Annotated in this window: 10 protein-coding genes; 9 read left to right on the top strand and 1 reads right to left on the bottom strand. The window is 73.0% G+C overall.

Going from position 1 to position 12,498, the window contains the following annotated elements:
- The 8 genes from BN12_RS09610 to BN12_RS09575 form a co-directional block, all read left to right on the top strand.
- Nucleotides 1-1,293, top strand: a 1,293-nt coding sequence (locus BN12_RS09610) for a methylmalonyl-CoA mutase family protein (protein ID WP_235432357.1), incomplete at its 5' end; no start/stop codon positions are given.
- Entirely contained in the window at nt 1,290-3,503 is a 2,214-nt protein-coding gene (gene scpA / locus BN12_RS09605) for a methylmalonyl-CoA mutase (protein WP_048552004.1), read from the top strand. The genes BN12_RS09610 and scpA, both read left to right, overlap by 4 nt.
- Nucleotides 3,500-4,492: a methylmalonyl Co-A mutase-associated GTPase MeaB gene (meaB, locus tag BN12_RS09600; protein WP_048552002.1), complete on the top strand. Its 993-nt coding sequence runs from the start codon at nt 3,500-3,502 to the stop codon at nt 4,490-4,492. The genes scpA and meaB overlap by 4 nt, the downstream gene beginning before the upstream one ends.
- 129 nt (nt 4,493-4,621) lie before the next feature.
- Nucleotides 4,622-5,848 (top strand): amidohydrolase, encoded by a 1,227-nt coding sequence (locus BN12_RS09595; RefSeq protein WP_048552000.1) that lies wholly within the window; start codon nt 4,622-4,624, stop codon nt 5,846-5,848.
- Nucleotides 5,845-6,348: a cytidine deaminase gene (locus tag BN12_RS09590; RefSeq protein ID WP_083454536.1), complete on the top strand. Its 504-nt coding sequence runs from the start codon at nt 5,845-5,847 to the stop codon at nt 6,346-6,348. The genes BN12_RS09595 and BN12_RS09590 overlap by 4 nt, the downstream gene beginning before the upstream one ends.
- A 7-nt stretch (nt 6,349-6,355) precedes the next feature.
- Complete coding sequence (locus BN12_RS09585; protein WP_048551998.1) at nt 6,356-7,645, top strand: thymidine phosphorylase; 1,290 nt, start codon at nt 6,356-6,358, stop codon at nt 7,643-7,645.
- 9 nt (nt 7,646-7,654) lie between these two features.
- The gene (locus tag BN12_RS09580) at nt 7,655-8,011 is read left to right on the top strand and encodes a cupin domain-containing protein (RefSeq protein ID WP_048551996.1); all 357 of its coding nucleotides are present in this window, start codon (nt 7,655-7,657) and stop codon (nt 8,009-8,011) included.
- A gap of 131 nt (nt 8,012-8,142) precedes the next feature.
- A complete protein-coding gene (locus BN12_RS09575) occupies nt 8,143-8,814 on the top strand; it encodes a Pr6Pr family membrane protein (protein WP_157635429.1) in 672 nt (223 codons plus the stop codon).
- A 33-nt stretch (nt 8,815-8,847) separates the two neighbouring features.
- Here BN12_RS09575 and BN12_RS09570 read toward each other — a convergent pair whose 3' ends face one another.
- A complete protein-coding gene (locus BN12_RS09570; protein ID WP_048551993.1) occupies nt 8,848-11,532 on the bottom strand; it encodes a LuxR family transcriptional regulator in 2,685 nt (894 codons plus the stop codon).
- Between the two features lie 186 nt (nt 11,533-11,718).
- Between BN12_RS09570 and aqpZ the strand changes: the two genes are divergently transcribed.
- The gene (gene aqpZ / locus BN12_RS09565; RefSeq protein WP_048551991.1) at nt 11,719-12,495 is read left to right on the top strand and encodes an aquaporin Z; all 777 of its coding nucleotides are present in this window, start codon (nt 11,719-11,721) and stop codon (nt 12,493-12,495) included.
- Nucleotides 12,496-12,498: the final 3 nt, after the last annotated feature.

Here is a 12,498-nt window from a genome sequence, read left to right as displayed (position 1 = left end):
CGGGGCGGGCATCCCGCGCCGACCACGGTCGACGGGATGGTCGGCGCGCTCGCCGACCTCGCGCCGCGGGCCGGCGAGGGGGTCCGGGCGCTCGTCGTCGACGGGACGGCGGTCCACGACTCCGGCGCCTCGGACGTCGTCGAGGTGGCCTACCTGCTCGCCGTCGGCACGGCATACCTCCGCTCGCTCGTCACCCACGGACTGTCCGCCGAGGACGCGGCGTCGCTCGTCGAGTTCCGCCTCGCCGCGACCGACGAGCAGTTCCCCACGATCGCCAAGCTGCGGGCGGCGCGGCTCGTCTGGAGCCGGGTCGCCGAGGTCTGCGGGGTCCCGGCGGGGCACGGTGGGATGGTGCAGCACGCCGTGACGTCCGCCCCGATGACGACACGTTTCGACCCGTGGACGAACCTGCTCCGCGGGACCGTCGCGGCCTTCGCCGCCGGCGTCGGCGGGGCGACGGCCGTCACCGTCCTGCCGTTCGACCATGCCATCGGGCAGCCGGACGCGTTCAGCCGCCGGATCGCCCGCAACACCTCCTCCCTGCTCATCCAGGAGGCGCACGTCGCCGTCGTCACCGACCCGGCGGGAGGCTCGTATGCCGTCGAGCGGCTCACCGCCGACCTCGCCTCGGCCGCGTGGGCGCTGTTCCAGCGCATCGAGGCCGCCGGCGGGATCCTCGCAGGAGGTTGGGACGTCGTCGGGGAGGCCGTGACCGGCGTCGCGGGCCGGCGCGACGACCTCGTCGCCCGGCGCCGTCTCGCGGTGACCGGCGTGAGCGAGTTCCCGCTCCTCCACGAGACCCTGCCGACCCGTGAGCCGTTCCCGGAGGAGGCGCCGCGGGTGCGGTCGTACGCCCACGCCTTCGAGGAGCTGCGGTCCGCTCCGGCTGCCGCACCGGTCTTCCTCGCGACGATGGGCACGGTCGCGCAGCACACCCCCCGGGCGACCTTCATGGCCAACCTCCTCGCCGCCGGCGGCGTCGACACCGTCACGGCGGGTCCGACGAGCGGCGTCGGCGACGTCCTCGCCGGCTACGACAGGGAGCGGGTCGTCTGCCTCGCCGGACCGGACGCGGCCTACGCGGAGTGGGGGGCCGAGCTTGCCGAGGCGCTCCGGAGCGCCGGTGCGGCAACGGTTCTCGTCGCCGGCCGACCCGTCGAGTGGGCCGACGACAGCGCGGCCACGGGCGATGACGCCCTCGCCTTCCTCCACCGCACCCGCACTGCGCTGGGCGACGACCCCGCCGGATCCCTTGCGGCAGCAGCAGACCCGACCGAAGGAGCGGACCGATGAGCATCCCCGCGTCGTTCGCCGACATCCCTCTCCGCGACCCCGACGGCGTGCCCGCCGAGGCGACGACCGACCCCACGGCACACGAGCGGGTCGTCGGCACCGCCCAGCCGTGGCAGGCGCCCGAGGGCATCGAGGTCAGGCCGCTCTACACCCCGGCCGACCTCGACGGCCTCGACCACCTCGGCACCTACCCGGGCATCGCGCCGTTCCTCCGCGGCCCGTACCCGACGATGTACACGACGCAGCCGTGGACGATCCGGCAGTATGCGGGGTTCTCGACGGCCGAGGAGTCCAACGCCTTCTACCGGCGCAACCTGCGCGCCGGCCAGAAGGGTCTGTCCGTCGCATTCGACCTCGCGACCCACCGCGGCTACGACAGCGACAACCCGCGGGTCGTCGGCGACGTCGGCATGGCGGGCGTCGCCATCGACTCGATCTATGACGCGAGGACGCTCTTCGACGGCATACCCCTGGACCGGATGAGCGTCTCGATGACGATGAACGGCGCCGTGCTGCCCATCCTCGCGCTCTACATCGTCGCCGCCGAGGAGCAGGGGGTGGCGCCGGAGCAGCTCACGGGGACCATCCAGAACGACATCCTCAAGGAGTTCATGGTCCGCAACACCTACATCTACCCGCCGGCCCCGTCGATGCGGATCATCTCCGACATCTTCGCGTTCACCGCCGCCCGGATGCCTCGGTTCAACTCGATCTCCATCTCCGGCTACCACATCCAGGAGGCCGGGGCGACGAACGACCTCGAGCTCGCCTACACCCTCGCCGACGGCGTCGAGTACATCCGCGCCGGGCTCGACGTCGGGCTCGACATCGACGCGTTCGCGCCCCGGCTGTCGTTCTTCTGGGCCATCGGGATGAACTTCTTCATGGAGGTCGCCAAGCTGCGGGCCGCCCGGCTCCTGTGGTCCCGGCTCGTCTCGGACTTCTCCCCGAAGAACCCGAAATCCCTGTCGCTGCGCACACATTCGCAGACGTCCGGCTGGTCGCTCACCGCCCAGGACGTCTTCAACAACGTCGGCCGCACGTGCATCGAGGCGATGGCCGCGACCCAGGGCCACACCCAGAGCCTGCATACCAACGCACTCGACGAGGCCATCGCCCTCCCGACCGACTTCTCGGCGCGCATCGCCCGCAACACCCAGCTGCTCCTCCAGCACGAGTCGGGGACGACGTGGTCGATCGACCCGTGGGGCGGCTCGTACTACGTCGAGCGGCTCACCCGCGACCTCGCGGACCGGGCCTGGAGCCACATACGCGAGGTCGAGGAGGCCGGCGGCATGGCGAAGGCGATCGAGGCCGGCATCCCGAAGATGCGCGTCGAGGAGTCCGCCGCCCGCACCCAGGCGCGGATCGACTCCGGCCAGCAGGCCGTCATCGGCGTCAACACCTACCGCGTCGACGACGAGGAGCCCATCGAGGTGCTCAAGGTCGACAACAAGGCCGTGTATGCCGCGCAGGTCGCCAAGCTGGAGCGCCTCCGGACCGAGCGCGACCCCGCCGAGGTGGAGCGGGCCCTCGCCGCCCTCACCGCCTCGGCCGAGCGCGGCGCCTCCCGGGACGGCTCGCTCGACGGGAACCTCCTCGCCCTCGCCGTCGACGCCGCGCGAGCCAAGGCGACGGTCGGCGAGATCAGCGACGCGCTGGAGAAGGTGTACGGCCGGCACAAGGCGGTCATCCGTACCATCTCCGGTGTGTACCGCTCCGAGGCCGGCGACGCCGGATCCGTCGCGAAGGTCGTCGAGGCGACCGAGCAGTTCGAGGAGGCCGAGGGCCGCCGCCCGCGCATCCTCGTCGCGAAGATGGGCCAGGACGGGCACGACCGTGGACAGAAGGTCATCGTCACGGCGTTCGCCGACATGGGGTTCGACGTCGACGTGGGCCCGCTCTTCTCCACGCCGGAGGAGGTCGCCCAGCAGGCCGTCGACGCCGACGTCCACATCGTCGGGGTGAGCTCGCTCGCGGCCGGACACCTCACCCTCGTCCCCGCGCTCCGCGACGCCCTGGCCGCCCTCGGCCGGGAGGACATCATGATCGTCGTCGGCGGCGTCATCCCGCCGAGCGACGTCCAACCCCTCCTCGACATGGGGGCCGCGGCCGTCTTCCCGCCCGGCACGGTCATCGCCGACTCGGCGCTCGACCTGCTGGCCCGCCTAAGCCGGCAGCTGCACGGCGAGTCGAGCGTCGCCAATTGACCCGTCGGACCGTCGATCCCGCGGCGCTCGCCGAGCGGGTCGTCGCGGGGGACCGTGCCTCCCTGGCCCGCGCCATCACCCTCGTCGAGTCGCGCCGCGCCGACCACCGCGCGGCGGCCAGGGAGCTCCTTGCGGTCCTCGGTCCGCAGACCGGCGGTGCCGTCCGGGTCGGGATCTCCGGCGTGCCGGGGGTCGGGAAGTCCACCTTCGTCGAGGCGCTGGGCACGCACCTCACGGCGAAGGGCCAGCGCGTCGGCGTCCTCGCCGTCGACCCGTCGAGCGCCCGGACCGGCGGGTCGGTCCTCGGCGACAAGACGCGGATGCCGGCGCTCGCCGCCGACCCCAGGGCATACATCCGGCCCTCCCCGAGCGCGGGGACGCTCGGCGGCGTCGCTCGGGCCACGGCCCAGGCCCTCCTCGTCCTCGAGGCCGCCGGCTACGACGTCGTCCTCGTCGAGACCGTCGGGGTGGGGCAGTCCGAGGTCACCGTCTCCCAGATGGTCGACACCTTCCTCTTCCTCACCCTCGCCCGCACCGGCGACCAGCTCCAGGGCATCAAGAAGGGCATCCTCGAGATCGCCGACGTCGTGGCGGTCAACAAGGCGGACGGCGACCGGGTCACCGAGGCGAGGGCCGCGGCGAAGGAGCTCGCCGGCGCGCTGCGGATCGTGTATGCCGGGACCCACACGTGGGTGCCCCCGGTCCTCACCTGCTCGGCCCTCGAGGGGACCGACGTCGACACCGTGTGGTCGCGGGTCCTGCGCCACCGCGCCTTCCTCGGCGACCGTGGGCTCGCCGACAAGCGGACGGCCCAGCAGCTGGACCTCATGTGGAACCTCGTCCACGACGAGCTGGAGCACCGGCTTCGCGCGTCGCGGGCCGTCGCCGAGGCCGCGGCGGAGGTCCGTGACGGCCTCCGGTCGGGCGAGATGACCGCACCCGCCGCTGCGGACCGCATCCTCGCCGCCTACGACACCGACCGCTCCTGAGATCGACCTTCCCGTCGAGTGGACGCCTCGACCCGCGTCCGTCGGGGGCCGGTCGGGTCGCGGGTCGGGGTCCGGCAGGACGATCGGTGACGAGATCGCCGGAGCTCCCGCGTAGACTCGGCGGTCGTCATGACCTCTGATCTCTCCCCAGCACCCGGCGACGACCCCGGCCTCGCCGCCCTCGTCGCGGACCTTGCGACCGCCGTCGACACCCTGACCCCCGAGCTGGTCGCCCTTCGACGGGACCTGCACGCCAACCCCGAGCTGTCCTGGCAGGAGAAGCGGACGACGGACACCGTCGCCTCCCACCTCGACGCCGCCGGGATCGCCTACCGCCGACTGCCGGCGAGCGGCCTCGTCGCCGACCTCGGGGCCGAGCAGGCCTCCTACCGGGTCGCCATCCGGGCGGACCTCGACGCCCTCCCCGTCCGGGAGCGCACCGGCCTGCCGTGGTCCTCGGTGACTCCGGGCGTCTGTCACGCCTGCGGCCACGACGTCCACACCGTCGCCGTCCTCGGGGCCGGGCTCGCCCTGCACCGCCACGAGGAGGAGCTCCGCGAGCGCGGCATCGGGGTGCGGCTCATCTTCCAGCCGGCCGAGGAGACCATCCCCGGCGGCGCCCACGAGGTGCTCGCGAACAACGGGATGGCCGACGTCGACGTCGTCTACGCCGTCCACTGCGACCCGAGCGTCGACGTGGGCCGTGTCGCGCTGCGCGAAGGGGCCATCACGGCCGCCTGCGACAGCGTGACCGTCGAGCTGCGCGGCCACGGCGGCCACACGTCGCGCCCCCACCTCACCGAGGACCTCACGTTCGCCCTCGCGAAGGTCGTCACCGAGGTGCCCGCAGCCCTTTCCCGGCGGCTCGACCCGCGGGCCGGCGCGGCCCTCGTGTGGGGTGTCATCGAGGCCGGCAAGGCCCCGAACGTCATCCCGAGCAGCGGCGTCTGCAAGGGCACGCTGCGGATGCTCGACGCCGAGGCGTGGCAGGCCGTCGGCCCCCTCCTCGACGAGCTCGTCCAGCAGGTCGTCGCCCCGTATGCCGTCACCGCCCGGGTGGACCGCGTCAAGGGTGTCCCTCCGGTCGTCAACCAGTCCGATGCCGTCGCCGCCCTCCGCGCCGCGGCCGAGGGCGTCGGGCTCGGGGTCGTCCCGACGACCCAGTCGCTCGGGGGTGAGGACTTCGCGTGGTACCTCGCCGTCACACCGGGCGCGATGGCCCGGCTCGGCACTCGGACCCCCGGTGGCCACACCTTCGACCTCCACCAGGGCGATCTCGTCGTCGACGAGGACGCCATCGGGCACGGCGCCCGCTTCCTCGCGGCAGCCGTCGTCGCCCAGCGCGTCAAGCCGTGACGTCGCGCGGAGCGGCCGAGCCGTCCGGTGCGGCGGGCACGGAGTCGACCTCGCCGGCCGACGCCTCGGCCGTCACGGAGGCGGTCCCGCCGGTCGACTGGGACGCGCTTCGGGAGGCGGCCGTGGAGGTCATGCACCGGGCCTATGCCCCCTACTCCGACTTCCCCGTCGGTGTCGCCGGGCTCGTCGGCGACGGTCGCGTCGTCGTCGGCTGCAACGTCGAGAACGCCGCCTACGGCGTGACCCTGTGCGCCGAATGCGGGATGGTCAGCCAGCTCGTCGCGACCGGAGGCGGCCGCCTCGTCGCCGTCTCCTGCGTCGGGGGCGACGGCGGCGTGCTCATGCCGTGCGGCCGGTGCCGGCAGCTGCTCTGGGAGCACGGGGGCCCGGAGTGTCTCCTCATGACACCCGAGGGCGTCCGGACCATGGAGCAGGTGCTGCCGCAGGCCTTCGGACCCGACGACCTGAGTCGCCACCGGCCGCGGAGCCGGAGGGCATGATGAGGGCGTGAGCGAACCCTTCGACGCCGTCGACGTCATCATGGCCAAGCGCGACCGGGGACCCCTGTCGGACGCCCAGATCGACTGGGTCGTCGACGCGTACACGCGAGGCGTCGTCGCCGACGAGCAGATGAGCGCCCTCGCCATGGCGATCCTGCTCAACGGCATGAGCAGGGAGGAGATCTCCCGCTGGACGGCCGCGATGATCGCGAGCGGCGAGCGGATGGACTTCTCCTCGCTGTCCCGTCCGACGGCGGACAAGCACTCGACGGGCGGGGTCGGCGACAAGATCACGCTGCCCCTCGCACCGCTCGTCGCCGTCTTCGGGGTCGCCGTGCCCCAGCTGTCGGGCCGCGGGCTCGGGCACACCGGCGGCACCCTCGACAAGCTCGAGTCGATCCCCGGCTGGCGGGCCGACCTCTCGACGCAGGAGATGCTCGCCCAGCTCGAGGACGTCGGCGCCGTCGTCTGCGCCGCCGGTTCCGGTCTCGCTCCCGCGGACCGGAAGCTCTATGCCCTCCGCGACGTCACGGGGACCGTCGAGGCGATCCCGCTCATCGCGAGCTCGATCATGAGCAAGAAGATCGCCGAGGGCACCGGCGCGCTCGTCCTCGACGTGAAGGTCGGCAGCGGCGCCTTCATGAAGACGCAGGAGAGCGCGTCGGAGCTGGCCCGCACGATGGTCGACCTCGGCACCGACGCGGGCGTCACGACGGTCGCGCTCCTGACGAACATGGAGACGCCGCTCGGCCTCACCGCCGGCAACGCGCTGGAGGTGCGCGAGTCCCTCGAGGTCCTCGCCGGCGGCGGCCCGCCTGACGTCGTCGAGCTGACCGTCGCCCTCGCCGCCGAGATGCTCGCTGCCGCAGGCCGATCCGGCATCGACCCCGCCCCGGCGCTCGCGGACGGGCGGGCCATGGACGTGTGGCGGCGCATGGTGACCGCGCAGGGAGGCGACCCGGACGCACCTCTGCCGACGGCACGGCATACCCACGACGTCCTCGCTCCTGCGGACGGGGTCCTCACCCGGCTCGACGCGTATGCCGTGGGGGTCGCGGTGTGGCGGCTCGGAGCCGGGCGGGCCCGCAAGGAGGATCCTGTCCAGGCCGGCGCCGGCGTCGAGCTGCACGCCAAGCCCGGCGCGACGGTGCGGGGCGGGGAGCGGCTGCTCACCCTGCACACCGACACTCCCGAGCGGTTCGACCGGGCCCTCGAGGCGCTCGAGGGTTCCTTCACGATCGCGCCCGAGGGCTCCCGCCCCGGACTGCTCCCACTCGTCATCGACCGCGTCGGCTGAGGTGTATCCATGGCTCCCTTGTTCATCCCCACCCCCACGACGATCCCGGTGCCCGGCGGCAAGGTCATCGACGAGCACGTCGGCCGCGTCAACACCGCCGAGGAGGCGGTCTCCATCGCCCACATGACGGCGCCGGCCGGCTGGAGCGAGCCGGCGCAGACGCCCGACTTCGACGAGTACACCCTCGTGCTCCGCGGGTCCCTCGTCGTCGAGCACGACGGCGGCGCCCTCGACGTCCAGGCCGGCCAGGCCGTCGTCACGAGAGCGGGCGAGCGGGTCCGGTATGCCGCGGGGCCGGGTGGCGCCGAGTACGTCGCCGTCTGCCTGCCCGCCTTCGCTCCCGAGCTCGCCCACCGCGACGCCTGAGCCCGGCGCCCGGACGGGTCCGGCGACGCGGGCGGGGGGTGAGGTCGCGCACCGACACGCGCGGGTCCGCTCTCGGGACCCCACCGGCGCACGTCCACAGTCCGTCGGAGCGACGCCGCTACGGTGACGCCATGTCGAGGAGTCGGGTGGCGAGCGCGTGGCACCTCGGCACGGCGCTCGTCAGCCTCGTGTCCCTCCTCGTGCAGCTGGTCCTCGTGGTGCACGGCACCGACGTCCTCGTCGACGACACGACCGGGCGGCCGCTCGTCGGTGCTCCGACCCGGGTCCTGCGCTTCTTCAGCTACTTCACCGTGGAGAGCAACGTCCTGGTCATCGTGGCGACCGCGCTCCTCGCGCGGGAGCCCGGACGCGACGGCGCGGTGTTCCGGCCGGTCCGGCTCGCGGGTCTCGTCGGCATCACCGTGACCTTCGTCGTCTATCTCGTCGCGCTACGCCCACTCCTCGACCTCCACGGCGTCGCCGCCGCGACCGACGTCGGCTTCCACATCGCGACACCGGTACTCGCCGTCATGGGGTTCCTCCTCTTCGGTCCGTGGCCGCGGTTCGGTGCCCACGTGCTCGTGTGGTCGCTCGCCTGGCCGGTGGTCTGGGCCGGCTACACGCTGGTCCACGGGGCGGCGAGCGGCTGGTATCCCTACCCGTTCCTCGACGTGACGAGCCTCGGATACGGGGTGGCGCTGCGCAACGTGCTCCTCGTCGCCGTGGTCGCCGTCGTCCTCGCAGCCGCATACGTGGCGGTCGACGCCGTGTTGGGCCGGCGCGCGATGGTGGCCCGACGTTGACCGACCGCCGGCTCGACGACCGTGGCGGGCCGATCATTCGAGGTCGAGGTCGAGGTCGAGGTCGAGGTCGAGGTCGACGAGCTGGGACTTGCGGGCGATGCCGAGCGTGCGGAAGATGCGGGTCAGGCGCAGCTCCACGGACCGTTTGGACATGGAGAGCGACTGGGCGATCTCGGCATTCGTGTGCCGCTCCAGGGCCATCCGGACGATGCGGCGTTCGGTGGGGTTGAGCAGCGCGCGGAGACCCTCGACCGGCCGCGTCCGGAGCATCTCGACATGGGAGGTCCAGCCCGACAGCCCCTCCTGCTGGAAGATCAGCGAGGCCCGTCCGAGGAGCGGCTCCGCCTCGTCGAAACGGCCCATACCCCGCAGGCACCGGGCGTGCGCGAGCTGGGTCCTCGCGAGATCCGCGGGATAGCCGTCCGCGGCGAGGTCGGCCGCGGTGGCGAACGCCTCGTCGACGTCCTCGGGCTCGGCCACCAGGGCCCGGCAGCGCGCCATGAGGCCGGGGAACCGCTCGCCCTCCCGATCGGGCAGCCACGAGGCGTGGGTCGCGAGCAGGGCCCACGCCTGCTCGGTCGAACTCCCGGCGGCGCGGGCCGCCTCCAGCAGGTCCGCCACGAGAGCGGTCCTGGGGTCGTAGAGCGACCCGGTCCCATCGAGTGCCTGACGCAGCAGGACGGTCGCATTCTCGAACTCGCCGTCGACGAGCGCCCGCAGGCCGAGGGCCGAGGCGACGTCGCCGCGGGCGGGGCGGGGCAGCCGGACGATGTTCTCGCCACCGAGTCGCCACTCCATCCGCTCGCGCTCCGCGGACCTTCCGAGGACCGCGTTGACCTGTGCCTGCGGTGCCCAGAGGTGGGCGGTGCCGAGCCGGCTGTAGGGCATGATCCGGTCCAGCCGGAGGAGCAGACCCTCCGCCGACCGGTAGTGGCACAGCGCCATCTCGACGTGGACGAGGCTGGCGAGGCTGCCCACCTGCGCCAGTCCGCCGTCGTGGGAGTGCGGCTGTGACGCGTCCACGACGGCCATCGCCGTCTTCGGGTCACCGACGGACAGGAGCATCAACACGACGATGGACGCGGTGATGTCGTGGCCGGGAGGCTTCACCTCGAGCCAGGAGCGGACCGCCTCCGAGAGGCCGGCGCAGGCCCAGGACTCCCGCTTCTTCAGCGCGATCTCGGCCCGAACGACCGCCGCGAGCGCTTGGAGGTCCTCGGATGCCTGCGCGAAGGCCTCGGTCGCGTCGTCCAGGGTGCGGGCCGCTCTGTCGGGCTCGCCGCGGTGGCACAACACCCGGGCGACTCCGATGACGGCCATCGCCCACTCCCGAAGCTCCTGTCCGTGTCGCGGGGGTGTCGGAAGGTGGCCGGGGAGGGGATCACTGACGACTCCGGACAGGAGGGCGACCTGGGTCTGGAGCCAGGCCACCTCCTCGTCGGCGAGGCAGCCCGGTTGGCCCGAGCTCGCCGTGACGATCGCGCGCACCGAGTCGATGTAGCCGTCCGCGAAGAGCTGGGCCGCGAGGGCGAGGCTTCCCGCGGGCAGGGTGTGGCCGAGCAGCGCGAGGCCGAGCGCGGCATGCGTGTGCCTCCCGGCCGCATACGCCGCAGTGGCTACCCCGGCGACCTCGGCCGGCGAGATGTCCTCACCCCCGAGCGCCTCGTGGAGCCGCGGGTCCTCCTCCTCGCGGCACCCGGCGAGGGTGCGATGCACCGACCGATGGTCGAGCTCCGAGCCGAGCGCCCAGGCCGCCAGGGCGATGGCAGGCCGGACCGCCTCGATGCGTCCGCGCGTCCTCGTCACGAGTCCCCGCTCCACGGCGCCGTCCACGGAGGCGCCGCCCAGCAGCCGCTGCGCCCCGTCGACGGTGACCAGCTCCTCGACCGCCAGCGCGGAGAGCAGCCGGAGCTCGCTGCGGTCGAGGTCCAGACCGGCGATCAGGCGTTGCCCGCACGTCGCGCTGAGCGGGAGGGGGTGGGGCAGGAGGGAGACACCGGTGCGCTGCCCCCGGTCCAGTGCCTGGGCGGCGGACAGGATGGCGAGGGGGTTGCCCCCGGTCGCGCGCCAGAGTCGCTCGGCGACCCGGTAGGGAACCGGCTCCCTCCCCAGGCTTTCGATGAGGTCCCGGGTCCGCCCGACGTCGAGAGGCCGCAGCTCGACGACGGGCAACCCGTGGAGGGCCCCATCGACCGAGGGGTCCAGAACGGCGACGACGGCAGCGGTGTGCAGCCGACTCACCCGGCGCAGCAGGTATGCCACGACCTCCTGCGAAGCCGGGTCGAGGAGGTCGAAGTCGTCGACGACGCACAGTCGGAGTGCTCCAGGGTCGGCATGGGCCTGGGCGACGAGCCACAGGTCACGGGCGACGCGGCGCGGATCAGCACTGTCGTGGCCGGCGAGAATCGTGTCGACCTCCTCGTACGCCGAGGTGGTGAGCGGCAGAGCCCGGGAGTGCGCGAGGTCGATGACGCTCTCCAAGGGACCCGGGCGAGCGTAGGTGCTCCCGTCGATCCACAGGGTGGGCAGGCTCGTCTCCTCGGAGAGCCGACCGAGGATGGAGGTCCGCCCGGAGCCGTGCTCGCCGGAGACGACGCAGACGGGGGAGGGGACCGATCCGGCCGCGACCAGAGCGAGAAGCTGGCCGAGCGGACCGGGGTCCGGCCAGGACCGAGTCCCGCCCGGCCCCACGGACGGCTGCGTGACGCCTGGCCCCACCCGGGGCTCTCCCCCTCCCGGCCCCACCCAGGGTTGTCTCACGCAGGGGGCGTAACGTGCCGGCAAATGCGCCCTCCCGTGAGAGATCGGGCACTACCGCACATATCCGCACGGAATCCGCAAGGACCGGGCCATGGCACCGGGTGATGCTGCACGGACCGCCGGCCTGGGCCTACCTTCGGACGCATGGACGACATCGCGATCGACCCTCCTCTCAGTGCCCGGTTGGGTGCGGAGTTCCTCGGGACCTTCTGGCTGGTCCTGGGCGGGTGTGGCAGTGCGGTGTTGGCGGCGAAGGTCATCGACTCCACGGACAAGGTGCAGCTGGGGATCGGGTTCCTAGGGGTCGCCTTCGCGTTCGGTCTGACGGTGTTGACCGGGGTGTTCGCCTTCGGGCATGTCTCCGGTGGCCACTTCAACCCGGCGGTCACCTTCGGGCTGGCCGTGTCCGGCCGGTTCGCCTGGAAGGACGTCGTGCCGTACTGGGTGATCCAGGTGGTGGCGGCCTCGGTCGCCGGGCTGGTGCTGTTCGTCATCGCCTCCGGCAAGGACGGCTTCTCCGCCTCGGCGTCCGGGTTCGCGACCAACGGGTACGGCGACCGGTCGCCCAACGGGTACGGCCTGGCGGCCTGCCTGGTCTGCGAGGTCGTGATGACGGCGGTGTTCCTGTACGTCATCCTCGGCTCCACCGACGACCGCGGCCCCAAGAGCTTCGCCCCGATCGCCATCGGGTTCACCCTGACGATCATCCACCTGGTCTCCATCCCGGTGACCAACACCTCGGTCAACCCGGCCCGTTCCCTGGGGGTCGCCTGGTTCGCCGGGGGCGCGGCCCTGGGCCAGGTGTGGCTGTTCATCCTCGCCCCGCTCATCGGCGCGGCCATCGCCGGCGCCTCCTACGCCGCGATCACCGGCGCCCGCCGCGACCCCGTCGACGTCGGCGTCGCCAACAACCCCGCCTGACCC

It is taken from the genome of Nostocoides japonicum T1-X7 (assembly GCF_001046855.1).
GTDB classification, from domain to species: Bacteria; Actinomycetota; Actinomycetes; order Actinomycetales; family Dermatophilaceae; genus Nostocoides; species Nostocoides japonicum.
The sequence above is the reverse complement of the archived record's forward strand: the minus strand, read 5'-3'. Positions and strand labels throughout refer to the sequence as shown.